The organism is Pseudoalteromonas sp. TB51, from assembly GCF_000498055.1.
Lineage (GTDB): Bacteria > Pseudomonadota > Gammaproteobacteria > Enterobacterales > Alteromonadaceae > Pseudoalteromonas > Pseudoalteromonas atlantica.
On the sequence record NZ_AUTO01000232.1, the window covers coordinates 1 to 25731 of the forward strand.

Annotated in this window: 21 protein-coding genes and 1 pseudogene; 12 read left to right on the plus strand and 10 right to left on the minus strand. The window is 41.1% G+C overall.

The window, feature by feature from the left end; genetic code table 11:
- Nucleotides 1–352: aromatic amino acid lyase (locus L650_RS0112990; RefSeq protein ID WP_029773384.1), on the plus strand; the 352-nt coding region annotated here is incomplete at its 5' end.
- Here L650_RS0112990 and L650_RS0112995 read toward each other — a convergent pair.
- Nucleotides 330–1100, minus strand: a complete 771-nt coding sequence (locus L650_RS0112995; RefSeq protein ID WP_029773385.1) for an NADP-binding protein — start codon at nucleotides 1098–1100, stop codon at nucleotides 330–332. The two genes, L650_RS0112990 and L650_RS0112995, sit on opposite strands and share 23 nt — an antisense overlap.
- Nucleotides 1101–1216: 116 nt before the next feature.
- Here L650_RS0112995 and L650_RS0113000 point away from each other — a divergent pair, with 116 nt between their 5' ends.
- The 5 genes from L650_RS0113000 to L650_RS0113015 all read left to right on the plus strand — a co-directional run bounded on the left by L650_RS0113000 (nucleotide 1217) and on the right by L650_RS0113015 (nucleotide 7915).
- Nucleotides 1217–3244, plus strand: coding sequence for a methyl-accepting chemotaxis protein (locus tag L650_RS0113000; protein ID WP_029773386.1), 2028 nt, complete (start codon nucleotides 1217–1219; stop codon nucleotides 3242–3244).
- A 431-nt stretch (nucleotides 3245–3675) separates the two neighbouring features.
- Complete coding sequence (locus tag L650_RS24845) at nucleotides 3676–4896, plus strand: DEAD/DEAH box helicase (protein ID WP_411157025.1); 1221 nt, start codon at nucleotides 3676–3678, stop codon at nucleotides 4894–4896.
- 29 nt (nucleotides 4897–4925) lie between these two features.
- Nucleotides 4926–6383 carry an SEC-C metal-binding domain-containing protein gene (locus tag L650_RS24850; protein WP_411157026.1) on the plus strand — a complete coding sequence of 486 codons (1458 nt, stop codon included), beginning with the start codon at nucleotides 4926–4928 and terminating at the stop codon, nucleotides 6381–6383.
- 60 nt (nucleotides 6384–6443) lie between these two features.
- Nucleotides 6444–6842 carry an 8-oxo-dGTP diphosphatase MutT gene (gene mutT / locus L650_RS0113010; protein ID WP_029773387.1) on the plus strand — a complete coding sequence of 133 codons (399 nt, stop codon included), beginning with the start codon at nucleotides 6444–6446 and terminating at the stop codon, nucleotides 6840–6842.
- Between the two features lie 5 nt (nucleotides 6843–6847).
- Nucleotides 6848–7915, plus strand: a complete 1068-nt coding sequence (locus L650_RS0113015; protein WP_029773388.1) for a phosphotransferase enzyme family protein — start codon at nucleotides 6848–6850, stop codon at nucleotides 7913–7915.
- A 154-nt stretch (nucleotides 7916–8069) separates the two neighbouring features.
- Here L650_RS0113015 and L650_RS0113020 read toward each other — a convergent pair whose 3' ends face one another.
- The 3 genes from L650_RS0113020 to pmbA all read right to left on the minus strand — a co-directional run bounded on the left by L650_RS0113020 (nucleotide 8070) and on the right by pmbA (nucleotide 12345).
- Nucleotides 8070–10145, minus strand: coding sequence for a M13 family metallopeptidase (locus L650_RS0113020; protein WP_029773389.1), 2076 nt, complete (start codon nucleotides 10143–10145; stop codon nucleotides 8070–8072).
- A 250-nt stretch (nucleotides 10146–10395) separates the two neighbouring features.
- Nucleotides 10396–10878, minus strand: a complete 483-nt coding sequence (locus L650_RS0113025) for a DUF721 domain-containing protein (protein ID WP_029773390.1) — start codon at nucleotides 10876–10878, stop codon at nucleotides 10396–10398.
- 117 nt (nucleotides 10879–10995) lie between these two features.
- Nucleotides 10996–12345 (minus strand): metalloprotease PmbA, encoded by a 1350-nt coding sequence (pmbA, locus tag L650_RS0113030; protein WP_029773391.1) that lies wholly within the window; start codon nucleotides 12343–12345, stop codon nucleotides 10996–10998.
- Nucleotides 12346–12489: 144 nt separating this feature from the next.
- Here pmbA and yjgA point away from each other — a divergent pair, with 144 nt between their 5' ends.
- Together yjgA and hemN are read left to right on the plus strand one after the other, a co-directional pair.
- Nucleotides 12490–13023: a ribosome biogenesis factor YjgA gene (gene yjgA, locus L650_RS0113035; RefSeq protein WP_004589315.1), complete on the plus strand. Its 534-nt coding sequence runs from the start codon at nucleotides 12490–12492 to the stop codon at nucleotides 13021–13023.
- Nucleotides 13024–13135: 112 nt separating this feature from the next.
- Nucleotides 13136–14509, plus strand: a complete 1374-nt coding sequence (hemN, locus tag L650_RS0113040) for an oxygen-independent coproporphyrinogen III oxidase (RefSeq protein WP_029773392.1) — start codon at nucleotides 13136–13138, stop codon at nucleotides 14507–14509.
- Between the two features lie 107 nt (nucleotides 14510–14616).
- Here hemN and L650_RS0113045 read toward each other — a convergent pair whose 3' ends face one another.
- The 3 genes and pseudogenes from L650_RS0113045 to L650_RS0113060 form a co-directional block, all read right to left on the minus strand.
- Nucleotides 14617–15132 (minus strand): DUF2489 domain-containing protein, encoded by a 516-nt coding sequence (locus L650_RS0113045; protein WP_004589313.1) that lies wholly within the window; start codon nucleotides 15130–15132, stop codon nucleotides 14617–14619.
- 12 nt (nucleotides 15133–15144) lie between these two features.
- Nucleotides 15145–15749: pseudogene (gene yihI, locus L650_RS0113050) on the minus strand (Der GTPase-activating protein YihI).
- A gap of 741 nt (nucleotides 15750–16490) precedes the next feature.
- On the minus strand, nucleotides 16491–17123 hold the full coding sequence (locus L650_RS0113060; RefSeq protein WP_004589311.1) for a c-type cytochrome: 633 nt from the start codon (nucleotides 17121–17123) through the stop codon (nucleotides 16491–16493).
- 280 nt (nucleotides 17124–17403) lie between these two features.
- Here L650_RS0113060 and yihA point away from each other — a divergent pair, with 280 nt between their 5' ends.
- Nucleotides 17404–18063 carry a ribosome biogenesis GTP-binding protein YihA/YsxC gene (yihA, locus tag L650_RS0113065; RefSeq protein WP_029773393.1) on the plus strand — a complete coding sequence of 220 codons (660 nt, stop codon included), beginning with the start codon at nucleotides 17404–17406 and terminating at the stop codon, nucleotides 18061–18063.
- A gap of 10 nt (nucleotides 18064–18073) precedes the next feature.
- Here yihA and L650_RS0113070 read toward each other — a convergent pair whose 3' ends face one another.
- The 3 genes from L650_RS0113070 to polA all read right to left on the minus strand — a co-directional run bounded on the left by L650_RS0113070 (nucleotide 18074) and on the right by polA (nucleotide 22616).
- Entirely contained in the window at nucleotides 18074–18592 is a 519-nt protein-coding gene (locus tag L650_RS0113070) for a DUF1285 domain-containing protein (protein ID WP_029773394.1), read from the minus strand.
- The gene (locus L650_RS0113075; RefSeq protein ID WP_029773395.1) at nucleotides 18589–19176 is read right to left on the minus strand and encodes a YceI family protein; all 588 of its coding nucleotides are present in this window, start codon (nucleotides 19174–19176) and stop codon (nucleotides 18589–18591) included. The genes L650_RS0113070 and L650_RS0113075 overlap by 4 nt, the downstream gene beginning before the upstream one ends.
- Nucleotides 19177–19886: 710 nt before the next feature.
- Complete coding sequence (polA, locus tag L650_RS0113085) at nucleotides 19887–22616, minus strand: DNA polymerase I (protein ID WP_029773397.1); 2730 nt, start codon at nucleotides 22614–22616, stop codon at nucleotides 19887–19889.
- A gap of 524 nt (nucleotides 22617–23140) precedes the next feature.
- Here polA and elbB point away from each other — a divergent pair.
- From elbB to L650_RS23825, 3 genes are all read left to right on the plus strand, one after another.
- Nucleotides 23141–23788 carry an isoprenoid biosynthesis glyoxalase ElbB gene (gene elbB / locus L650_RS0113090; protein ID WP_029773398.1) on the plus strand — a complete coding sequence of 216 codons (648 nt, stop codon included), beginning with the start codon at nucleotides 23141–23143 and terminating at the stop codon, nucleotides 23786–23788.
- A 203-nt stretch (nucleotides 23789–23991) separates the two neighbouring features.
- Nucleotides 23992–24387 carry a c-type cytochrome gene (locus L650_RS0113095; RefSeq protein ID WP_004589305.1) on the plus strand — a complete coding sequence of 132 codons (396 nt, stop codon included), beginning with the start codon at nucleotides 23992–23994 and terminating at the stop codon, nucleotides 24385–24387.
- A gap of 120 nt (nucleotides 24388–24507) precedes the next feature.
- Nucleotides 24508–25731 (plus strand): IS3 family transposase gene (locus L650_RS23825; RefSeq protein WP_128081053.1). Its coding sequence is split into 2 segments (ribosomal slippage), with 1225 coding nucleotides annotated over them: nucleotides 24508–24859 and nucleotides 24859–25731; the frame shifts between segments, so codons are not numbered across the junction. This gene is flagged as partial in the annotation.

Here is a 25731-nt window from a genome sequence, read left to right on the forward strand (position 1 = left end):
CCCCGCCTCGGTAGACAGCCTGCCAACATCAGCAAATCAAGAAGATCATGTCTCTATGGCAACCTTTGCAGCAAGGCGCTTAAAGGAAATGGCCAATAACACCCGCGGGGTATTAGCAATTGAATGGCTTGGAGCTGCTCAAGGGCTTGAGTTTAGAGCCCCACTTAAACCTTCACCGCAAGTAGAAAAAGCAAAAGCTCTGCTGCGCGAGCATGTAAGTTACTACGATAAAGACCGCTACTTTGCCCCCGATATAGACGCAACCAATACGCTTTTAGCACAAGGGGCATTGTGCGACTTTATTCACTACAACCCACTACCATCGCATTTTAAATTCCATGCTGATAGCTAAAGCCTAACGCTTCAATTGCTGAGCCAAGTACTTTGCGCTCAGCACTTTCATTACTGGTAAAGGTTGGCATTTCGCCGCCATGCTCTGCACACTTTTGTGCATAATAATTCGCTTTAGTTGGGTGCGATGGATTTACCACGTTATAAATATTTTGCCCCGAATTATAGTTTTCTATTACCGCAAAAATGGCGTTTATCACATCTTGTTGATGCACCATATTAACCACCTGCTGGCTCGATGAATTTAATTCTTTCCCAGCAACAAAGCGCCCCGGCTCGCGGTTAGGTCCTAATAACCCTGCTAAACGCAGAACTTTACCATCTTGCTCAAGCACCTTTTCTTCGCCATCGTATAGTTTTATTTGTCGCTCATTGGTACAACTTATTTCACTGCTTTCAGTGTAAACACCTGGCTCTTGGTCGTACACACCGGTAGATGAGCACAAAATAAAGCCCTTTGCATTTAATTGTTTAGAAAGTGAAAGTGCAGCGCTTAGTGTTTCTGGGTAGTTACTTTCGCTGTGTCTGCTTCGTGGGGGGATTGCACACACCCAATAAGCATCGTGTAAATCTATTTGGTGTATTAGTTGCCCATCAATCAGTACAAATTGACGCTGAAAATCGTCTGTGTGCTGATCACTTCTATGCGTACCTTGTACCTGCCAACCCGCCTGTTTAGCTTGTAGGCACAAAGTATGACCCAACCAGCCTGCGCCTAATACTACTAATTTATTAGCTTTTGTTTCCATTTTTGCATAACCCTTCATTTTAAACGCATAATTAGTGCTTTTTATCTAACTTCATAGAGATTTAAAGTAAGATATGATTAGATACAACCTACTAAAAAACAATAATACGTGCACTTATGCTAAATAATTTATCATTACGGAAGAAAATATTATTATTGATTGGTGGCACCATCACCATTTTGCTAATTATTGCTTCAACATTTTTTGTAAATCACATCGCGAACCTTTCCAGAGTAAACATTGAGCGCGAAGCTCAAAGCTACCTACAAAGCGAACAACTTTCAATGCAAAGCTACTTTGCAAAGTATGGCAAGCTGGTTTCTACGTTTGTTAATAACCCGCATTTAGTTAATTTTTTTGAAAATTGGGATACTCGCGACCAGCCGATTAAAAACGCCCCCGGTTACAACGAAGTTAATCAAGACTTTGTACGCATTAGCTCAAATGACGAAAATGTACTGTCGGCGTTTTTCGCATCAGCAACCACCGGTGAATACTTTAAAGAAAACGAGCGTACCAGCCATTACAATGGCCAACCTTACTACGCCTATAAACGTGGTTGGTGGCAAGAAGCCCTGCAAATTAATAAACTTTACGTAGGCCCTATATCGGTCGATTTAACCACTGGGGTTGCCTCAGCAGTTGTACAACAGCCGGTATACAACGCACAGCGTAAACTTATTGGTATGGGCGGCGTTGATTTACAGCTTAATAAAATCAACGATATGGTTGAAGGTATTCGCTTTAACGGCCAAGGTTATGGCTTTTTACTCGATGGCAATCAAAAGGTTGTGCACTTTTCAAATGCTACCGGCCATAAGCTGTCTAACACCGACGAAGGCCCTAAAGGTAAAGAAGGGCTAGATGGCCTTGAAAGCCAGTTTAATAATACTTCAGGCTTTACAGAGCTTAACGCACAAATGCGTAATAACCTCGAAGGCAGCCAATTGGTGACCTTAAAAGGAGAAGAGTATTATGTGGTGTACCATCGCTTACAACTAGAGCAACCTTATCTAGATTGGTATGTAGGTATACTGATCCCAACCAGCATGATTGAAGCCCCCGTTAATGAGGCGGTTACCACCACAACCACCGCAGTGGTGATTATTTTAGTGATCATTCTAGCGATGATATTATGGGCAACCCACATGATCTCGCAACCTATTACCACCTTAACTAATATAATGCGTGATATTGCATCGGGCGAAGGCGATTTAACTCAAAAGATTAATATTACCAGCCAGGATGAGGTCGGCCAGCTTGCCAATCATATGAATACATTCATTGATAAGCTGCGCGCCATGATGTTAGAAACAGCCGCACAAGCTGAGCAGTTGACCAATGCCGCAGCGCAACTTAAAAACGTGTCTGCTCAAACCAACACCGAAATACAACAAGAAAAACAACAAGTAGACAGCGTAAGTGCCGCCGTGACCGAAATGGCCAGCACTGTACTTGAAATATCGCGTAACGCACAACATACCAACAGCGCCGCCGAAGAAGTACAAGCTATTACTGCCGAAGGGGCTGACCGCTCAACTCAAGCACAACGTGTGATGACCGAACTTGCGCTACACATAGGTGAAGCATCTAAAGTGGTAGCAGGGCTTGAGCAAGAAAGTAATAACATTGGTGCATTGGTGGATGTAATTAACTCCATTGCCGATCAAACCAACTTACTTGCTCTAAATGCCGCCATTGAAGCTGCGCGTGCAGGTGAGCATGGCCGTGGTTTTGCGGTAGTTGCTGATGAAGTACGTTCACTGGCAAGCCGTACGCAAGAATCAACAGACGATATTCGTAATATGATTTCTCGCTTACAGCAAATTGCCCAACAAGCGTCGGTAATGATGCTACAAGGGCAAGAGCAAACTGAAGGCTCAGTATCGCAAACAAAAGAAGTACTAAGTTCATTACAAAACATTGCTCAGTCGGTAACTAAAGTGCAAGACCAAAGCCACCAAATTGCCACTTCAACTGAGCAACAAACCGTTGTCGCAGAGGACATTAATACCAGCCTTGCAGCAATTAATGGCTTAGTAAACAGCACCGCTGATCACGCACACATTTTAGCAGATGAAGCACGCGATTTAAGCGATCTTGCTGTTGCCTTAAACAAAACGGTTAATCAGTTTAAACTTTAAAAAGCACAGCGTAATAAGGTGGGTAACTAAGTATAAATTAACCCACCTAGGGTGTGTTGAGCTTTGTAGATTGAATGAATTTCAATCACCCAAGGCCAGCATGCCCTAGCACTCTTGTTTTTAAATTTTTTAACACCATATCTTCACAACTTACTGCTATTTTTTAGCGTAATTAAATCAGTTAAAGTGGTTTTTACGCATCAGATCAAATTTTTCTGTTTTTAATACACATCTTTTAGTTGAGATAGTTTGTTGTTTGGCAGAGTCTGGTATAGTAGCACACGTATTAAACAGTGCTTTGAGGCTCTTTAATACAAAATTGCTAATTAATATGTTCTACAGGTTATGTAAAAGTACATATTAATTACCAATTGTAAAAAATGGGTTAGCCGACACTCGGTTAACAAAGAATACATTGTAACGGTTTTATCATGATATCTAATTTATTTACCAAGATTTTTGGTAGTCGCAATGACCGCACTATTAAAAACCTAAGAAAGACGGTCGCGCTAATTAATGCGCTAGAAACGCAATTAGAAGCGCTTTCTGATGAAGATTTAAGAGCTAAGACAGCTGAGTTTAGAGAACGTTACGATAACGGACAAAGCCTTGACGACATTCTACCAGAAGCATTTGCTGTGGTACGCGAAGCGTCAAAGCGTGTAAATGGCATGCGTCACTTTGACGTACAGCTATTAGGCGGCATGGTTTTACATCAAGGTCGTATTGCAGAAATGCGCACCGGTGAAGGTAAAACCCTCACAGCCACACTTCCAGCCTACTTAAATGGCTTAACAGGCAAAGGCGTGCACGTAATTACCGTGAACGACTACCTTGCTAAACGTGATGCTGAAACAAACCGCGAGTTATTTGAGTTCTTAGGCCTTACTGTGGGCTGTAACGTACCAGGCATGATGCCACAACAGAAAAAACAAGCTTACAGTGCCGATATTACATACGGTACTAATAACGAGTTTGGTTTTGACTACCTACGTGACAACATGGCATTTAGCATTGATGAGCGTGTACAACGCCCACTGTTTTATGCGGTAGTGGATGAAGTGGATTCAATCTTAATTGATGAAGCGCGTACACCACTTATTATCTCAGGCCCAGCTGAAGATAGCTCTGAGCTATACATCGAAATCAATAAAATTGTGCCGCTTTTAGAACTTCAAGAAAAAGAAGACGAAGAAGGCATTGAAGGCGATGGCGATTACACAATCGATGAAAAGTCTAAGCAAGTTCATTTAACTGAGCGCGGTCAAATTAAAGTAGAAGACCTACTTACTGAACGTGGCTTAATTGAAGAAGGCGACTCGCTTTACTCAGCCGGTAGCATTACCTTACTGAGCCACGTGTATGCCGCACTTCGTGCCCACAAGCTTTATCAAAAAGATGTTGATTACGTTGTTAAAGAAAACGAAGTTATCATTATCGATGAGCACACAGGGCGCTCAATGGAAGGTCGTCGTTGGTCTGAAGGTTTACACCAAGCTGTTGAAGCTAAAGAAGGTGTAAAAATTCAAAACGAAAACCAAACACTGGCTTCAATCACTTTCCAAAACTACTTCCGTTTATACGAAACTTTAGCCGGTATGACAGGNCAGCCGATACTGAGGCATTTGAGTTTCAATCTATTTACGGCCTAGACACGGTTGTTATGCCAACTAATAAGCCGATGATCCGTGATGATCGCGCCGATTTAGTTTACCTAACTCAAGAAGAAAAATACGAAGCTATTTTAGCCGATATTAAAGATTGCCAAGAGCGCGGACAGCCTGTGCTTGTAGGTACTATTTCGATTGAAAGCTCTGAGTATTTATCGCAGTTTTTACGCAAAGAAAAAATTAAGCACAACGTACTTAATGCTAAATTCCACGCGCAAGAAGCTGACATCGTATCGGATGCTGGTTTACCAGGTACTGTAACAATTGCAACCAACATGGCCGGTCGTGGTACCGATATTGTGCTTGGTGGTAACTGGAACAGCGAAGTTGAAAAACTAGAAAACCCAACAGATGAGCAAATTGCTGAAATTAAAGCGGCGTGGAAAATTCGCCACGATGCAGTAATTGACGCTGGCGGTTTACACATTATTGGTACTGAGCGTCATGAATCGCGCCGTATAGATAACCAATTACGTGGCCGTGCTGGTCGTCAAGGTGATGCCGGCTCTAGCCGTTTTTACTTATCGATGGATGATGCGCTAATGCGTATATTTGCCGGCGAGCGCATGACTAACATGATGCGTAAACTAGGCATGCAACGCGGCGAAGCCATTGAGCACCCTTGGGTTAACCGTGCAATTGAAAACGCTCAGCGTAAAGTAGAAGCACGTAACTTTGATGTACGTAAACAATTGCTTGAATACGATGATGTAGCAAACGATCAACGTCGTGTTGTTTACTCTCAACGTAACGAGCTGCTTGAAGAAGGCGATATTTCAGAAACCATTACAGCAATCCGTGGTGATGTACTTGCAGGTGTTATTGATCAATACATTGCACCACAAAGCCTTGCTGAAATGTGGGATATCCCAGGCCTTGAAGAGCGCTTAAAACAAGACTTCCTGATTGAGCTGCCTATCACGCAGTGGTTAGCTGATGACAATAAACTATACGAAGAAAAACTTCGTGAGCGTATTGAGCAAGCGGTTGAGCAAGCTTACAAGCAAAAAGAAGAGCAAGTTGGCGACTCTGTACTACGTCAGTTTGAAAAAGCGATTATGCTTCAAAGTCTTGATCAGCACTGGAAAGATCACCTTGCTGCAATGGATCATTTACGCCAAGGTATTCACTTACGTGGCTATGCACAAAAGAATCCTAAGCAAGAATACAAGCGCGAGTCGTTTGAGCTATTCACCGAAATGCTTGAAAACTTAAAAGTTGATGTAGTGGGCATTTTAAGTAAAGTACAAGTTCGTGCCGAAGAAGATGTTGAAAAAGTAGAAGAGCAACACCGTAAAAGTGAAAATGCCCCTCGCGAGTACCAACACGAAGAAGCTGAACATGTAGGCGGTGAAGCACCTCAAAGCGCAACTGTAATGGCAAGAACAGCGCCTAAAGTTGGCCGTAACGATCCGTGTCCGTGTGGCTCAGGACAAAAGTTTAAGCAATGTTGTGGTAAATTAAAGTAACGACGCATTGTATGTAATTAAAAAGCGACGCTAGCGTCGCTTTTTTTATGGAGAAAAAACATGACAACAAAAATTGTAAATGTAGCGGTAGGCGTAATAAAAAAAAATAACGCCATCTTTATCTGCAAGCGCGCTGATGAGCAACATCAAGGTGGCTTATGGGAATTTCCAGGCGGGAAAGTAGAAGCTGGCGAGAGCGTATTTGCTGCACTTAAACGTGAGCTAAGTGAAGAAGTTGGCATTACCATTCACAGCTCTAGCCAACTGATGGTGATTGAACATGACTATGGCGATAAATGTGTAAAACTTGATATTCACGTTGTGAGTAACTTTAGCGGTGAAGCACATGGCGCCGAAGGGCAACCAAGTGAATGGGTCGCTATTAATCAGCTTAGTAACTATGAGTTCCCTGCTGCTAACGCTGAGATTATCGAAAAAATACAAGCGCGATACGCCTAAAGTACATGAATACAGCAATACAAAATAAATTAAGTGAGCTATTAGCGCTAAACCCTGAGCTTACTCAGGTAAGCTCTTTAGGCAGCGGACATATAAACACCACGTGGCTGTTATCTAATGCTGCGCAGCAATTTGTTGTTCAAAAGCTCAATACCCATGTATTTAAAAAACCAGCACAACTGGTTAATAACGCACAGTTAATTGAGCAGCACCTAAGCGCTAAACAACAAGCAAATACTTACCCGCTCGACATTGTTAAGCATATAAGTACTTGCCAAGGTGAATACCTTATTACAATTAACAACGCGTACTACCGCGTGCTTAATTTTATTAGCCAAAGTGTTAGCGAAAATGTGGTTACAGAGCCCCATCACGCACAGCAAGCCGCATTTGCATTTGGCACCTTTACACGTGCCTTGCTCGATTTTAACGCATCAAGCCTCTACCCTGTTATTACTGACTTCCATAACTTAGCTATGCGCTTTGAGCAGCTCAATACAGCTATTAGCAGCGCCACTAAAGAGCGTCTACAGCAGTGTAAAAACGACATTGATTACTGCATTTCACAACAGCATTTAGTAAAAGAGCTCGCTGACGTAACAGCCGATTTGCCCACCCGGGTGTGCCACAACGACACTAAAATAAATAATATGCTGTATTGCAGCAATACATATAAAGCTAAAGCAGTTATCGATTTAGATACGTGTATGGCAGGCTTTTTATTGTATGACTTTGGAGACATGGTGCGCACATTTTGCTGCGCTGAGCCAGAAGATTCGATTAATCTTGATAAAGTGGTTATTCGCAAAGAGGTATTTACTGCGCTTGTTAAAGGCTACCTTGCCCCCCTTAAATCGGCTATTAGCAACAAAGAGCAAGCAAGTTTGCTACTTGGCGCTAAAGTTATGCCGCTAATGCTCAGTGTGCGGTTTTTAACTGATTACTTAAATAACGACGTGTACTTTAAAACCACCCATGCAGAACATAATTTAGAACGTGCGCAAAACCAGCTGGCTTTGTATAAAAATATTTTAAGAAATCAAATCTGGATGCATAAAACACTCATGCAGTAGCCCTAAATTAAGTATTATTGCGCATTGGTATTAGTACTCAGTATTTAAATATAAAAAAGCCAGCAAGCTAAACACTTACTGGCTTTTATTTATCAACCTGAATGCTGGCTAATTTATCTCTTAACCAGATTCAAGTTAACTAACAGGCTATCAATTACCAAATTTTTACGCGGTCTTCTGGTTTGATATACATTTTGTCGCCTTCTTTTACGTCAAACGCTTGGTAAAACTCAGGCATGTTCGACAAGATACCGATAACACGGTAGTGACTTGGTGAATGCGGGTCTGTCATTAAGCGGTTACGTAGCTCTTCATCGCGGTACTTACGACGCCAAATTTGTGACCAACCCATAAAGAAGCGCTGATCGCCGGTGTAGCCATCAATAACAGGCGCTTTGTTCTCACCTAACGATAATTGATACGCCTTATAAGCCACCGTTAAACCACCTAGGTCGCCAATGTTTTCGCCAAGGGTAAGCTCGCCGTTAACACCCGCATCTTCAAACGGTTTATATTCGTTGTATTGCGCTACTAACGCACCGGTACGCTCTTCAAACTGTTTAAGATCAGACTCACTCCACCAGTTACGTAAGTTACCGTCACCATCGTATTTAGCACCTTGGTCGTCAAAACCATGGCCAAGCTCATGGCCAATTACTGCGCCAATTGCACCGTAGTTTACAGCGTCATCGGCTTCTAAATTAAAGAACGGTGGCTGTAAAATAGCAGCTGGGAATACAATTTCGTTATTTACTGGATTGTAGTAAGCATTCACTGTTTGTGGCGTCATATGCCACTCAGAGCGGTCCACTGGCTTGCCTAATTTTGCAATCATGTCGCTATAAGCCCACTGGCTGTAACGTATGTAGTTACCCACTAATTCATCAGGGTTAATGCTCAGCTGTGAGTAGTCTTTCCACTTATCTGGGTAGCCAATTTTTGGGGTAAATTTGTTTAGCTTTTCTTGGGCTGCAAGCTTGGTTTCAGGGCTCATCCACTCCAGGTTTTCAATAGCAACGCCGTAACCTTTAATAACGTTATCTACCAGCTCTTCCATACGTGCTTTTGCTTCAGGCGGGAAGTTATCTTTTACGTATACTTTACCTAAAATTTCGCCAAGTACGCTGTTAGATGCATCAACCGCTTTTTTCCAAAGTGGCGCTTGCTCTTTTACGCCGCGTAATGTGGTGCTGTAAAAATCAAATTTAAGATCAACCAAGTCAGTGCTCAGTAACTGCGCGTAACCACTTACAAAATGAAACTTTAAGTAGTTTTTCCACGTTGCTAAATCTGTTTCTTTGTACACATCAGCAAACCCTTCTAAGTAGCTTGGCTGACGTACAATAATGTCTGAGGTATCTACCCCAGCACTATTGAAAAATGCTGCTAAATCAAAGTCGCCTGTTAGCTTATTTGCCTCAGCTACAGTCATTTTATTGTATGACTTAGTTGCATCACGGCTTTGTACTCTACTCCATTGCGCCTCAGCTAAAGCGCTTTCAAATGCGATAACGTTTTTCGCGGCATCAGCGGCATTTTCAACGCCTGATTTAGCTAAAATATCGGTTATGTATTGCTCGTAAGATGCGCGAATTTTAGTAAATTTTTCATCATCTTTTAAGTAATAGTCACGATCAGGTAAGCCAAGTCCAGATTGCGATAAGTACAGCGCGTATTCACTTGAATTTTTAGCGTCGTTATTTACAAACCAGCCAAATGGTAAGCTCGCACCTTGATGCTGAATTTTAGCCATTAAAGGAGCAAGATCAGCTTTTGAATCTAGGCTATCAATGGTATTAAGTGAAGGTTGTAAAGGTGTAATACCTAACTCATCACGTGTGTCTTTATCCATGTAGCTTTTGTAAAAAGCGCCAATTTTGTACTCATCGCTGCCTTTTTTAGCACTGCTATTATTAGCGGCACTTTCAAGCGCTGTTTTCATCGCTTTTTGCGACTCGTCGTATAACTGTGTAAACGAGCCGTAGTTCGACTTATCGCCAGGGATCTCTGTTTTAGCAAGCCACTGTCCATTCACATGGTAATAAAAGTCATCTTGTGCACGAACCGACTCATCCATATTGGCAAGGTTTACACCTAGCTCAAGCGTTTTTTCTGCCGGTGCTGTAACGGCAGCGGTGTCGGCCACTTGCGTTTCTTGTTGTTTTTCACCGCAACCTACTAGGCCCAGTGCAAGTGCGATACTTGCAGCGGTAATAGTTACTTTTTTCATAATTATTCCGTTTGTTAGTAAAGAATAAAATATCTATTTCATTAAACTATTGCATGCCAGAGAAAAAATAAAAGCGCCCTGCGATGCTTTCACTTAATGAAATTAATATTTAGGCGGTTAAAACAACACGCCGAATTTGTATGATAAACCCCATTAAAGAAACAATAAAATAGAATATGTAACAAAGTATTTTCTATGAGACGAGGTAACAAAATAGCCCTACCAACAACCATAATCGCACTTTTGGGAGTTATTTTTTACCATGGCGAGCAAGGCGCTCTAGCTTTTCTTTCAGCGAAGGTGGCGCTGATGCGGCAATGGCATTAAGGTAATCTGAAGTTTGCTGGCTCATTTTTCTTGAATTGCCAGGTGTTTTACCTGCGGGGCCGGGTTTATCTATTGTTGGGCTTAAGCGTGCTGTTGCTTGAGGGTTTGCAACAATTTTAATTTGTCCGAGCTCTGCCATGCCTGCCGCTCTAAAATGCGACTGCATATCCATTTTTAAATAATTAAGTTTAAGGGCAATTGCCGCCGATACAGCTTCAATCATCAACGTGCCATCGCGGTAATTACTCACACGGCATTTTTCAGCAAGCTTTGGGCCTAAAAACTCTTTGAGCAACACCTGTTGCTTATCAAGCGCTTGGCTTTTACCTGCATAGGCCGATAAGCGATTATTAAGGCCTGCCATAATGTCAGTCAGGGGTTTTGGTGCGTACCTATCTTTAGCCATTCAACACCTCAAAAATTTAAATAAAGCACGTTTAAGCCAAGCGTTTAAATGCTCGGCTTTAATATGTGCTTTTATATTATACCAATTCGCTTAATTAAGTATTATTGCTAATTGCTATTAAGCGCCTGCTATTTGCATTTGCTCTATAAGTACTGAGCCGGTTTGAATGCCGCCTCTGCGCTCAATATCGCCCCCTATGGCCGAAATACCTTTAAACATGTCTTTTAAATTTCCGGCAATGGTAATTTCACTAACAGGGTACTGAATTTCACCGTTTTCTACCCAAAAACCAGCTGCTCCACGCGAGTAGTCACCCGTAACGGTGTTTACGCCTTGCCCCATCAGCTCGGTAACTAATAAGCCTGTTCCCATGGTTTTTAATAAAGCCGATAAATCGTTGTGCGTTTGCTCAACTAACCAGTTATGAATACCGCCTGCATGGCCTGTTGGAGCCATATTTAGTTTACGCGCTGCATAACTTGCTAATAAGTACGTTTGCAGCTCACCGCCTTGAATAATTTCACGGTCAATCGTTTTTACCCCTTCGCTATCAAAAGGCGACGACGCTAATCCTTTTAATATATGAGGACGCTCAGCAATATTAACGCTCTTACTAAATACTTGAGTGCCTAGGCTGTCGAGTAAAAAGCTCGATTTACGATAAAGCGCCCCGCCGCCAATTGCCGACACTAAATGGCCAAACAATGAGTTGGCAATATCGGCTCTAAAAATAACAGGGACTTTCATAGTACCCAGCTTTTGGCTATTTAGTTTAGCCAGAGTTTCGGTGGCGGCTTCTAGGCCTACCGCAGCAGCGTCGTTAAGTCCGCCCTGATCGCGAGCAACAGTATAAGCAGAGTCGCGCTGCATGTGCTCGCCTTCTTTGCCTATTACCATCGTGCTAATGCTGTGGCGCGTACGTGGAAAACCAGCAATTAAACCATGGCTATTACCATACACACGTAAGCCTTGGTGCGATGAAAAACTTGCACCATCTGAATTAACAATACGCTCATCAGCATTTAAAGCGGCTTGCTCTGCAGCGTGACATAGCTCAATACCTTGCTCAGGGCTTACATCCCACGGGTGATATAAATCAAGGTCCTTAGGGGCAAACTCGAGTAATTCTTTATCGGCAATACCATTAAAAGGGTCGTCTGAGGTAAATTTGGCAATATCAATGGCTTTTTCTACTACCGTGCGCAGTGTTTTTGGGTTTAGATCAGCAGTAGACGCTGAGCCTTTATTATTCCCTACATAAACACTGATACCTAAACCACCATCTTGGTTAAACTCTATGGTTTCTACTTCACCCATGCGTGTGCTTACCGATAAACCCGATGTACTAGACATAGCAGCTTCTGCGGCAGTGGCACCCAATTTTTTAGCATGCTCGAGCACTTCAGCTACGGCATCTTTTACTTGAGAGATTTGAGAATAAATTGGATCGTGTTGTTGGCTTTTCATAAATTAAGTCCTGAGCCTTAAGGCAATATTGCACGCATTTCTTATCTTTAAATGCTAACACACTCACTGCACCACATCAGCTAATATTAATCACTAAAAGAATCGCGTATAATGGCAAAAGTTATTTTTACTTAAGAGCACCCCATGGCGAAGAAAAAAGGCAAGCCTGCTGAAATTGAAGAAGAAATTATTTACGTATCAAAAAGCGAACTAAAGCGCGACGCGCAAGAGTTTCATCAGTTAGGTTCTGAAATTGCTAAAATGGGGAAAAAGCAACGCGAACGCTTACCACTCAATGACGATTTGAAAGCAGCCATGGTAGTTGCTGATAAAATCAGTAATAAAAGCGATGCGTACCGCCGCCACTTAAATTACATTGCTAAAACGCTACGCACAGTAGAAAACGTTGAAGAAATTAAAGCCATTATTGACGTAATGCTTAATAAAAATAACCAAGCTGAGGTTTTAATTAAAAAAATTGAGCAATTACGTACCGACTTAATTGAGCAAGGCGATGATTTAATTAACGAAACTATTGAGCAATACCCAACCCTTGAGCGCCAAAAAATGCGCCAATTGGTACGTAACGCCGCTAAAGAAGTTAAAGCTGAAAAGCCAGGCAAGGGCTATAAAGAATTGTTTCAATACTTAAAAGATGCCCACAACATAACGTATTAACAAAAAATACTCTTTTAAAAAGGTGCTTAGGCACCTTTTTTGTTGTAGATCAAAACCCCTCCCTTAAAAGCTTTTTATACTCAACACCTCATTAATACATAAGGTGCGCGTGATGATAAAGCTTCCAAAATGGGATCAAACTCTTATAAATAAGTATAACGTGTCAGGGCCCCGCTATACCTCCTACCCTACCGCTTTATCTTTAAGCGAGGGGTATCAGCAACAAGACCTTGTTAGCGCTATAAAATCATCATCTAGTCGCTCACTTTCTTTGTATATTCATATCCCATTTTGCAGTGAGCTTTGCTATTACTGCGGATGTAACAAGGTGATCACACGTCATCAGTCTAAAGCCGATGTATATTTAGATTATTTAACAAAAGAAATAGCAGCACATGCCCCTTTATTTAAACACTACACAGTGGAGCAATTGCATTTAGGGGGTGGTACGCCAACCTTTTTAACTGTAAAGCAAATGACGCGCTTAATTAACTTATTAGAGCAGCACTTTCACTTTACCCGCAACACTGAGCGAGGCATTGAAATAGACCCACGCTCCCTTGCTAAAGATATGCTTATACACTTACGGGTTTTAGGCTTTAACCGCGTATCCTTTGGTATTCAAGATTTTAACGATGAAGTACAACAAGCGGTTAACCGCACACAGCAAGTAGATACCGTTAAAACACTGATAACCCAAGCCCGCGAGCTTGGCTTTAAGTCTATAAATGCAGATATGATTTATGGCCTGCCTAAACAAACACCCCAAAGCTTTGAAAAAACAATAGCGCAATTAATTGCCTTAAGCCCAGACAGAGTCTCTGTATTTAATTACGCGCATTTACCAGAGCGCTTTGCAGCGCAACGTAAAATAAAAGAGGCTGACTTACCCAGTGCCCACGACAAGCTAACCATGTTTAAAAACACCTTGGCGCAAATGACCTTTGCAGGCTATCAGTTTATTGGTATGGATCATTTTGCAAAAGCCGACAACGAACTTGCAGTCGCGCAAAATAAAGGGCAGTTACATCGCAACTTTCAGGGCTATACTACTCACGGTAATTGCGACTTATTAGGTTTAGGGGTCTCGTCTATTTCGCAAATTGGCACGGCCATTTTACAAAACCAAAAAGTGCTTAAGCATTATTATCACGCAATTGAAACGCAAGCCGGCAGTGCTATACATAAAGGAATGCATTTAACGCACGATGATGTAATACGCGCGGAGGCTATTAAATCACTTATTTGCCAGTTTGAATTAGACACACACGCATTTTCGAAAAAGCATTCTATACATTTTAATGAGTATTTTGCGGATGCGCTGTTAGCGCTAAAGCCTTTAATAGACGATGACATGGTGCATATAAACGATAAGGTAATACGCGTCACGCCTCGCGGAAATCTATTTATTCGTATTATATGTATGTGCTTTGATGCTCACTTACAAAAGCAAATAAGTAAAACCCGTTTCTCACGTGTGATTTAATTAGTGCTATACCAATTCGCTTATCACGTTTGAGGTGGTAAAAACGTGTCGATAAGCAGGCATAAAAAAAGCAGACCTGAGTCTGCTTTTTGTATTTTCTATAGGGTTTAATTAAACACGATGTTTTCGCTGCCCGGCGCAGCTTTAAACTCAACAATGATTTTGTCGCAATCGGCTTTAATCTCATCACTAAAGTTTTCTTCAGCTCGCCAACGTGCTGTATCTTGCTTAAAAATCTCTTTTTTAGAGTATTTTTTGCGTGCATCGTGGGTCGGCATTTCTTTCACAACGTTATACATTTTATAAATGCCTGGGTACGCTAGCGTTAAATCTCGCTCATCTTCAAAAGCGTACTGAGACATTAAAACCCAAATCCGTAAACAGCCTTCAGAGTACTCACATTGCTCTTCAGCCATTGCACGAGCAATAAGATGAATGCTATCTGCAAGTTTAGCGTTACGCTTTAAGCGCGACTGCTTAAGCTTTTGCTGTTGCTCTGCTTGCTTTTGCGCAATTAACTTTTTTTGCGCGTTAAGCTTATAGAGTAACTGACCTGCATAAAATGCTAAGCCAGCAATAATAACAGCACCTACAAACAAGGCTACAATCACTGCGGTACTCATTAAGCGCCCTTACTATTTGTCGTCATCATCATCTAGCCACTCATTGGCTAAATCATCTGAAAGGTACTTATCGAAATCTGAGTTACCGTCGCTTTCGAAGTTATCTTCAAAATCATCTTCAAACTCGTCTTCGTCTTCATCTTCGATACCTAGTAACTTACAAAGTACTTGGTGGCGAGCAATACGGCTATTAAAGTACTTCGCATCTTTACCCGTCAGCATTTCACCTTGCTCATGGCGCTCAACGAGCTTAAGTAAACGCTCATCGTTTTCAAGCGCTTCTAACTCTTGCTCTGGCGTAAGCTCTGGCTCTGTAACCTTTTTAAGCTCAACTGTTGGCTTTAAGTTACGCTTCATTTCTACTTGCGGCTGTGGTGCACTAGCNTAGCCACTAAAGGCACGGCTTTTTTACTGCCGACGCGCTTATCTTTTGGCGCTGAGTTTGCTTTTTTAGTATCGCTATCTAATAGCTCAGGTGCATTACGAGAACCAGGCTTAGCACCCTTTGGTTTTTTAACTCGTTGCTCTTTTAACGCACGCATTTCTTTAAGCTTATCTTGGCTTAAACGAACAGGGCCGTTTGAAGGAATTTTGCGTGATTTTTTCTTTCTACTCATATCTTGATCATCTCACTTAAGAGGTTTTGAGCGAGGCACATAACATGAGCATCGCAGTGCTGGCCTAGCCAGAAGAATTCGATTTGCGCATTAAAGCTTGGGTTGCTCGTTGAATTAGCGCATTAGCTTATTGCTAAACGGTGGGTATTGTAACAGGACAAATAAAAAGGCGGTAGAGAAAACATCTCTACCGCCTACTAATCTGAGCGCCATTATCTGGACACTTCTCCCTTCGACTTTTTTTAGTCTTTATTATTTTTATTATTATCAGTCCGTATTGTTATTATTTTAACCTTCCTTGTTACATTCCATTTTGTTTTTATTATTAAACTTCCTTGAGATTTTATTATTTACGGTCATCCTGACGCTTTCTTGTTATTTCCTTTTGTAGCACCTTCAATGTGCTATTCAGTCGTGTCGCGCCATTTTCCTTTAGCATAATCCATGTTGTTATTGTTGTTTTGCGACAGTGGTTAATTTACCCGTTAATATTTTTGTTACAACTGGTTTATATAATTTTTCTTACATAGAGCACATATAAAAAACAAAAAATTTATAATAAACATAAATTTAACTGTAGAAATATTTTTAAAATAAGTTATTTCTTACAAAAGAGCATGGCAAATGTCTCACAAACTAAAGGGTGATATCGTTAAAATGTGGACACAAAAAAAGCAGCGCAAGCTGCTTTTTAATCATATTACATAGTATTACACTAGCTTATACTAGATAAATACGACTTTAGTGTAAGCCACCTAAGTATTGAGATAGTACTTCAATATCTTTATCAGTTAGCTTTTTCGCTATATCTTGCATCATACCGTTATGGTCGTTTTTACGGGTTCCATCACGAAACTTCTCTAGCTGAGCTTTAATGTACTCTGGGTGCTGAAAAGAAATTTTAGGAAACTTAGCAAGAGACGAACCATTGCCTCGCGGACCATGACACGCCGCACAAGCCGGAATACCACGTTCAGCATCGCCTGCTTTGTAAAGCATTTGACCAACTTCAACCACGTCTTTAGGGGTGGCGCCTTCAGTCATGTTCAATGAAGAAAAATAAGCAGATAGGTCTTTCATGTCTTGTTCGCTAAGTGGCATAGCCATCGCGCTCATTACAGGATCCATACGGCCTTCTTTACCGCCTGAAGTCATACCTAATTTTAAATCCTTAAGTTGTTTAAGGATGTAATCTGGGTGCTGGCCTGCAAGTTTAGGGTAAATATTAACCGGTGCATTACCGTCTGGGCCGTGACAAGCCGCACACGTTGCTGATTTTTCTTTACCTGCGTTTACATCGCCATCAAATGCTGTTGCGTTGCTTGCTGACAACGCACCAAGCAATATTGTTAAAGATAGTGCTATTTTTTTCATGGTGAATTCTCTGTTTCCGACCCTGTATCATCTACAATATGGATGTTGTAATTCATGTATTCTACACGATAAAAAATTCTCTGGCACGTTTTCTACTCATATTAAGCTTATAATTTATAGGGTTTTGACCTAGATTAACCTTTAAGCAGCTTTAATAGTGCCATTTATAGAGTTTTTAGGTGTTTAAATACGCTTTTTAATACATCCTTTATAGTATAAAATACGCGCCCTGAGTGAATTTAGCTCAATAAGATTAACTTTTACGTTTTTAGGAGAGCCTGTGCTCAAATCTCGTATCAAATATAATACTGCGTCTTTTGTAACAAGCGCGCCAGACATCACTAAATTACCTGCTGATACGGGAATTGAAGTCGCGTTTGCAGGTCGCTCTAATGCAGGTAAGTCAAGTGCTCTTAATGCACTGACAGATCAAAAGCTTGCTCGTACCAGTAAAACGCCAGGTCGTACGCAGTTAATCAACACCTTTGAATTAGGTGAAGTAGACGATATGCGCTTAATCGACTTACCCGGTTATGGTTTTGCTAAAGTACCTATTGAAATGAAAAAGAAGTGGCAAAAGTCACTAGGTGAGTACCTACAAAAACGTCAAAGTTTAAAAGGTATTGTTATATTAATGGATATTCGCCACCCATTAAAAGATTTAGACAAAGATCTAATTAACTGGGCTATTGGCAGCGAAATCCCAGTATTGGCGCTTTTAACTAAAGCCGATAAGCTCAAGCAAGGTGCGCGTAAAGCACAAGTACTGCAAGTACGCCGCGAATTAAGTGAACTAGACGGTGACATCACTGTACACGCTTTTTCATCACTTAAGGGAACAGGTTTACCAGAAGTCGCTAAAAAGCTAGATGAGTGGTATTTAGGGCCAATTGTGGCTGTTGCACCACCGCAAGGCGATGAAGACAGCTCAGACGCTTAAAAATAAGCACCTACGAAAGATAAAATTTTCCCCCTGCTGATTTTATAAAATAGCCGCGCTCATCAGCGTCGGCTATTTCAGCCCACTGATAAAACACACTCCGTGATACCCGCGCGCTACACCCATAAGGTAATTGCAAATAAGGCACCGCTGCATTTTTATAGTTTTTTATATAAAGAGGCTGCTCAGCACTGATTAACCATTGCCGTGCTAAATTATCTACACAACACATAACCTGCCCTTGCGCTGTGCTCTCAATACGCCAGCTTACGATAACGAAAGGCGCATCTTGCACCTCTATCGCTATTTTTTCGATGGGTGTTTTTAAATAAAACTGCTCACCTTCTTTGCATAAAACACTGACAAACAGTTTTACCATCGCGGGGCGAGTAATTTCGCTGCCATCGTAAAACCACTGCCCTTGCTCGTTAATCATAATCGGCAGCTCACCACACTGGGCAGGCTGCCAACTATCAAACGGTTTGCTAGGCTCGCTTAATTGCTTACTAAGCGCTGTTAACGAGATCACTGTTTTTTAAGTGTTAGCGCAAAAGTAACTGGTACGGCTGTAGCAACTCCAGGTAAACCAGCTAATTGCTGTAGCTTTTTAACGCCTTCAGTCACACCAAAATCTTGGCTATTTACAATCACAGGCGTAAACGACGACACGCTTAAATCGCCATTTTCGGCACTGCTAACAAGTACATTTATTTTTAATGGCTTTTTATTACCATGAAAATCAAGCTGCGCATCAACCTCTTTTAATACATGCTGGCCCGGTTTTTTAATATTACTTAATTGCTTTTTTAAATCCGCAGTTAAAACTGCATGAGGAAATTTAGTCGCTTCAAATACAAATTGAGTTAAACGTTCATTGCGAATAGGGATCAGTGTTTCTGCAGAGGTTAAGTCTATATTTACACTAAAAGCACCACTGTCTGAAAGTGTTCCTTCTAGGTTAGTAAAATGATGTGCCTCAGCAATCGAGTCTTTTTTGATAGAAACAAAACTTAATTGGCTCTTGTCATTGACTAGCTGCCAATCTGCATGAGCGGCATTAGACAAAGCAACACTTGATAACGATAAACCGATAATGGCTAACGTTTTAAACATAACGCACTCCTAAAATAAAATGAGAATAATAGCGCTTTCGATACTATCACCTGAAATAGGGGCAAACCACCTCAAATTAAAGACGGCGCTAAATTACTTAGCCTGTACAGTTATTAAAAAATTAATAACGATATAACAGCCTATAACTGATGCTTTTTAGGGGCGTAGCGCAACATCCACGCTAATCATTGCGTGAGATAGCTTTACTTTCCTACGTTTGCTTTATAACTGCTTTATACATATACCCGTTTGAGGGCGCGCAAGGTATGGCACAAAAAATAATAAACATAAATGAGCATTAAGTGTGAATAGTAAAAAAGCGCTTTGAGGTGCTATTTAGCTTTAAAGTGCAATCTAATGAGGAAGAAAAAGCAGCCTGCTTAAAACAAGCAGGCCGATATAGCAAACTGGGGAGAAGCTATCAATTTGTTGCACCTTTTCAGATGCATCATCAACAGGATGTCCTACAGGATGAGGACGCGCGCACTTTAGCAAAAGCGCGCATAAAAATACAATGATATTCCGCCAAAATAGTTCGAATTGACGAACATATAACTATTTAATACAAATAGTTGCTTAAATTAACCTACTTTTAACTAAACTTTGTTTACGCGTAGAAATACTTATATCGATTCGCTTAATTGAGTGAGTTATTTAGAGGCAATAAAAAAGCGCCTTGCAGCGCTTTTAAAATATAAGCATGTTTTAGGTTAGTGGGCTTGCTCCCAGTTTTCACCTTCGTCAGCTTCTACAATTAAAGGGACATCTAAGCTAGCCGCTTGCGACATTAGCTCACAAATTTGCTTTGTGTATGCTTGCGCACAATCAGTTTTAATCTCAAACACCAATTCATCGTGTACTTGCATAAGTAACTTAATGGTATTGGGAGCTTGTTGATTAACCCAGCTATGCACGCTCAACATTGCTTTTTTAATAATATCAGCGGCTGTGCCTTGCATTGGTGCATTGATTGCTGCGCGTTCGGCGCCTTTACGGCGAGCTCCATTACGTGCATTAATTTCGGGTAAGTGTAAACGACGCCCAAAAATAGTTTCTACGTACCCGTTCTCGGCCGCTTTTTCGCGGGTTGTTTCCATGTACTCAAGTACCCCAGGGAAGCGCTCAAAGTATTTATCTATGTAGTGCTGCGCTTCGTGGCGTGGTACATCAAGCTGACGCGCTAAACCAAAGGCTGACATGCCGTAAATTAACCCAAAGTTTACTGCTTTAGCTTTACGGCGCATATCTGTGGTTACATCCTCTAGCTCAACCCCAAATACCTCAGCAGCGGTTGCACTGTGCACATCTAACCCATTAGCAAAGGCATTTAGTAGCCCTTTGTCTTGCGATAAATGCGCCATAATACGCAGCTCAATTTGACTGTAATCGGCAGCCACAATTTTATAGCCTTGTGCCGCTACAAATGCCTCACGTATACGACGTCCTTCTTCAGAACGAATAGGGATATTTTGTAAGTTAGGATCGGTAGAACTCAAACGCCCTGTGGCCGTAACAGCTTGATGATAAGAAGTATGCACGCGCTGTGTTTTCTCATTAACCATCAATGGTAATTTATCAGTGTAGGTTGATTTAAGCTTAGATAAACCACGGTGCTCAATAATCACCTTAGGTAGTGGGTAGTCATGGGCAAGTTCTTGTAGTACTTCTTCAGCCGTTGAAGGTGCACCTTTAGGTGTTTTTTTAATGACTGGCAGCTCAAGTTTTTCAAATAAAAGTACTTGCAGCTGCTTTGGCGAGCTTAGGTTGAATGGTTCGCCAGCTATCTCAAACGCTTCTTTTTCAAGTTCAAGTAAACGCTCGCCTAAACGCTGGCTGTGTGCCGCCAGCATGTTGCTATCAATTGCTACTCCGGTGCGTTCAATATCAGAAATAACATTCACTAATGGCATTTCTATTGTTTCAAATACTGACTTTAACTTCTCATCAGCTTCTAATTTTGGCCAAAGTACTTGGTGTAAACGCAGTGTAATATCGGCATCTTCTGCTGCATAAGGCGCAGCTTGCTCAAGCTCAATTTGATTAAAGGTAAGCTGCTTTTTCCCTTTGCCGGCTATATCTTCAAAACTAATGTTTTTATGGCCTAAGTATTTAAGCGCTAATGAATCCATGTCATGGCGAGTGCCCACGCTATTAAATACGTACGACTCAAGCATAGTATCAAACTTAATGCCATTGAGCTCATAGCCTGCATTAGCCAGTACGCTCTTGTCGTATTTTAGGTTTTGCCCTACTTTAGCTTTGTTAGCATCGGCGAGAATTGGTCCAAGCTTTTGCATTACATATTCAAGGCTTAATTGCTCTGGTGCACCCGGATAGTCGTGTGCAATTGGTAAGTAAGCAGCTTCGCCTGCTTTAACAGCAAAGCTCATACCTACTAACTGCGCTTGCATGTAATCAAGGCTGGTTGTTTCGGTATCGAAGGCAAATAACTCAGCGCTATTTAGCTGCTCAATAAGCGTATCAAATTGTGATTCGGTTAAGATAGTTTCGTAATGAGCATCTTCTACTTTTGGCAGTTCATTTGCCTCAGTAGGGAGCGCTTTTTCTGCATCTTTAGGGTTATCAAGCAGCTCAGCTAACCAGCGGCGGAACTCACACTCACCATACAGTGCAATAAGCTCATCTTTATTTGGCTCTTGTACTTTAAAGGTATCTAGGTCTGACTCTACCTCAACATCACATTTAATGGTGGCAAGCTCATAACTAAGTGGTAAATGATCAAGGGCGTTTGCAAGCTTCTCACCAATCTTGCCTTTAATATCGCCGGCATTATCAATTACACCTTGAAGCGATCCATATTTTTGTAGCCATTTAACAGCTGTTTTAGGTCCACAGCCTTCAACACCAGGGATATTGTCAACCTTATCACCCATTAGCGCTAAATAGTCGATGATTAGCTCAGGACCCACACCAAATTTTTCAACAACGGTTTGAGGATCTGAAATGCTGTCGGTCATGGTATTTATTAGCGTAACATGCTCATTAACAAGCTGAGCCATATCTTTATCGCCGGTAGAAACCAATACATGGCGCTTTTGCTCAGTTGCTATTCGCGAAAACGTCCCAATAACATCGTCGGCTTCAACCCCTTCAATACTAATTAGCGGAAAGCCCATCGCTTTAATAATACTGTGCAGTGGCGCTATTTGCGTTCGTAAATCGTCAGGCATAGGCGGACGGTTAGCTTTATACTCGCTATACATGTCGTTTCTGAACGTTTTGCCTTTGGCATCAAACACCACCACCATGTGGCTCGGATCATATTGTTTGATCAAACTTTTAAGCATGTTTACCACGCCATAAATAGCGCCAGTTGCTTCACCTTTAGAGTTGGTTAAATGCGGTGGAGAATGATAAGCACGAAATAAATATGAAGAGCCATCAACTAAAATTAGCGGGTTTTCGGGGATCTGAGCCATGGTGAATTTGGATCCTAAATACAAAAAAGTAATATTATTACAAGCATGCCATAAGGTTGTGAATAAAACGACAGTGAATTACGCTTAGTAGCCATAATTATTGCGGAGCAACCTGTGGATAACTTTGTAGATAACAGCCACGCGCTATTCCTCCAATGCATAATAAAATGCTTAGAAAAATAAATAACTGCTTGTTTTGTTTAAAAAAGATAATACGAGGTTCTTTTTTTATTATTTTAAAACCAATGTGGAAAAAGGTTTTCTAACTGATACATCCGCTGTTAGTCACTTTAGTTATTTGTATCCATTTAAATAACCGGAGGAGTATTCTAGCATAATGGATCAAAGATCATAGCGATCCTTTATAATTTTTTTTACGAGCGCACTGGCAAAAATGGCATAAACCGCAATACAACTTGCACTGCGAATACTTTTTAAACTAAAAAATTATTTTAGTGTGTGTTTTGGCCCGTGTTAAACTTCATCCAAACGACTTATTTAAAATACTTGAGGAGCACAAAAGCATGAAAAAGATAGCTGTAATATTAGCCGGCTGTGGTGTGTACGATGGCAGTGAAATAAACGAAGCAGTATTAACACTGCTGCACATAGCTAAAAACGGTGCTGCATATCAATGTTTTGCTCCTGATATAGAACAACTTCACACTATTAATCACCTCACCGGTGAAGAAATGCCAAGCAACCGTAATGTACTCACTGAGGCAGCACGCATTGCCCGTGGTGATATAAAATCATTAAGCGAATTAAAGGCATCTGAATTTGATGCGTTAATAGTACCAGGGGGATTTGGCGCCGCTAAAAACTTATGTGATTTTGCCGTTAAAGGCGCTGATGCGCAGATAAACGACCTAGTATTAGAGGCCTGTAAACAATTTGCTAATGCACAAAAAGCCGCTGGCTACATGTGTATTGCGCCGGCTTTAATTCCGTTTATATATCCCAATGCTACTTTAACCATAGGTAATGATGAACAGACCGCAAGCGCTTTAACCCAGCTAGGCTCTACACACGCAGCCTGTGCGGTTGATGATATTGTGATTGATGAGGACAATAAACTCGTTACCACCCCTGCTTATATGCTGGCGCAGTCTATTTTAGATGCCGATGCGGGGATCGAAAAACTGGTTAAAAACGTACTAGCATTAGCTTAAATAGTGATTTACTAAGCCACCGATTATAAATGTTTGTTAACTGAAACATGCAATTTTATTGCGTTAACGCAAAAATTAGTCAGTTTTATTGATAAAAACACCAGTGGGCGTTTTATAAATTGTTACACAAAGGTATAATCGGTTTAATTTCCGTCATCTATAATCGTGATTGATCACGTTCAAATCGAAGTGAGCAAGGCAAAATGAAAAAACTATCAGCTGCAGCATTATTAGTGCTAGCAACCACCGCATACGCACAGCCATATGATAACTCTATGACTGAAGATGCGATTAAAAAACGTTTAGCACCAGTTGGCGCTGTTTATCTTGAAGGCGAGAAAGCTGCTGCAGCCGCAGCTCCTACTGGCCCTCGCTCTGGTGAGCAAGTGTACCAAGGCGCATGTTTTGCCTGTCACGGTACTGGCGCACTAGGTGCACCTAAATCAGCTGATGACTGGGCACCGCGTATCGCTAAAGGTAAAGATGTATTGCTTGATCACGCTATCAACGGTTTTAATGCGATGCCGCCAAAAGGAACATGTATGGATTGTTCTGATGATGAGATTAGCGCAGCTATTGATTTCATGACATCTAAATAATTTAATTAAACCCCTGATAACTAGGGTGATTAATTTAAAAAGGCCTATTTTTATAATAGGCCTTTTTTATTCCTAAAATGTCTTGTCCTGAAATGTGTTTACACATTTAGGACTTATTTTATGAAAACCACTAAAATTAAAGACGTTAAGCGTACTCAGCGAGATTATACATTAGGCTTTAAATTATCTATTGTTGAGCAAGTAGAAAAAGGCGACTTCACCTATAAACAAGCGCAAAGTCATTACGGTATTCAAGGCCGCAGTACCGTTCTGGTATGGCTGCGAAAACATGGTAAATTAGATTGGTCTAAACCAACTTATATAGCCAACATGCCTAAATCGAAAGAAACCCCAGCACAAAAAATTAAACGTTTAGAGCGCGAGATAGAAGAGTTACGCCTAAAGGATTTAATCAAAGATGAAATGATTAATATTATGGATGAAGAATATGGAGCGGGCTTGCGAAAAAAGTACATATCCGAGCTATCACGCGCGCAAAAGAAAACCATCAAATAAAGCTTACTCCGTTATGCCGTGCATATGGCGTAACGCGACAAGGTTACTATCAAGCTATGCGCAGAATAGATGCTCGGAATAAAGAATTGGAGCCAGTCAAAGAATTAGTGATGTACTGGCGGCAATTCATGCCTCGTATTGGTGGGAAGAAACTTTATCTGATGATAAAGCCAGACCTGCAAGAGCGTGGCATTAAACTAGGTCGTGATTGTTTTTTTGATTATTTGAGAGAGCATGACTTTCTTGTAAAACCAAAGAAAAATTACACTAAAACAACAAACAGTAACCATTGGATGCGCAAGCATCCCAATTTACTAAAGGAATACATGCCTACTGCGGCCGAGGAAGTCTTCGTTAGTGACATTACATACGTAAAGTCAGCGCAAGGCGTGCATTACCTATCGTTAGTCACTGATGCTTACAGTCGAAAAATAATGGGTTATGAGCTGAGTGATGAAATGAAAGCAACCGATGTAGTCAGAGCATTAGAAATGACAATTAAGCAACGCGTATATAAACGTGATGCCATTCATCATTCAGATAGAGGTTTACAATATTGCTCTGAAGTATATCAAAATGCGCTATTAAAAGAGGGCATTAGACCATCGATGACCGATGGGTATGACTGTTATCAAAACGCATTAGCAGAGCGTATTAACGGGATATTAAAGCAAGAGTTTTTACTGTATAAATGTCGCAATATGGCAGAGTTAAAACAGCTCGTTGAAGAATCGATATTTATATACAATGAAATGCGACCGCACTTAAGTTTGGATATGAAAACACCAAATCAAGTGCATAAAAAAGACCTGGCGCTTTCGCACCAAG

Excerpts from the sequence above, each read along its gene's own strand:
- hemN (WP_029773392.1), top strand. The coding sequence starts at position 13,136 with ATGATAAAGCTTCCAAAATGGGATCAAACTCTTATAAATAAGTATAAC.
- L650_RS0113025 (WP_029773390.1), bottom strand. The coding sequence starts at position 10,878 with ATGGCTAAAGATAGGTACGCACCAAAACCCCTGACTGACATTATGGCA.
- mutT (WP_029773387.1), top strand. The coding sequence starts at position 6,444 with ATGACAACAAAAATTGTAAATGTAGCGGTAGGCGTAATAAAAAAAAAT.
- L650_RS0112995 (WP_029773385.1), bottom strand. The coding sequence starts at position 1,100 with ATGGAAACAAAAGCTAATAAATTAGTAGTATTAGGCGCAGGCTGGTTG.
- polA (WP_029773397.1), bottom strand. The coding sequence starts at position 22,616 with ATGGCTCAGATCCCCGAAAACCCGCTAATTTTAGTTGATGGCTCTTCA.
- yjgA (WP_004589315.1), top strand. The coding sequence starts at position 12,490 with ATGGCGAAGAAAAAAGGCAAGCCTGCTGAAATTGAAGAAGAAATTATT.
- L650_RS24850 (WP_411157026.1), top strand. The coding sequence starts at position 4,926 with ATGATCCGTGATGATCGCGCCGATTTAGTTTACCTAACTCAAGAAGAA.
- L650_RS0113015 (WP_029773388.1), top strand. The coding sequence starts at position 6,848 with ATGAATACAGCAATACAAAATAAATTAAGTGAGCTATTAGCGCTAAAC.
- L650_RS0113000 (WP_029773386.1), top strand. The coding sequence starts at position 1,217 with ATGCTAAATAATTTATCATTACGGAAGAAAATATTATTATTGATTGGT.
- L650_RS0113020 (WP_029773389.1), bottom strand. The coding sequence starts at position 10,145 with ATGAAAAAAGTAACTATTACCGCTGCAAGTATCGCACTTGCACTGGGC.
- elbB (WP_029773398.1), top strand. The coding sequence starts at position 23,141 with ATGAAAAAGATAGCTGTAATATTAGCCGGCTGTGGTGTGTACGATGGC.
- L650_RS0113045 (WP_004589313.1), bottom strand. The coding sequence starts at position 15,132 with ATGAGTACCGCAGTGATTGTAGCCTTGTTTGTAGGTGCTGTTATTATT.
- L650_RS0113060 (WP_004589311.1), bottom strand. The coding sequence starts at position 17,123 with ATGAAAAAAATAGCACTATCTTTAACAATATTGCTTGGTGCGTTGTCA.
- L650_RS0113075 (WP_029773395.1), bottom strand. The coding sequence starts at position 19,176 with ATGTTTAAAACGTTAGCCATTATCGGTTTATCGTTATCAAGTGTTGCT.
- pmbA (WP_029773391.1), bottom strand. The coding sequence starts at position 12,345 with ATGAAAAGCCAACAACACGATCCAATTTATTCTCAAATCTCTCAAGTA.
- L650_RS0113095 (WP_004589305.1), top strand. The coding sequence starts at position 23,992 with ATGAAAAAACTATCAGCTGCAGCATTATTAGTGCTAGCAACCACCGCA.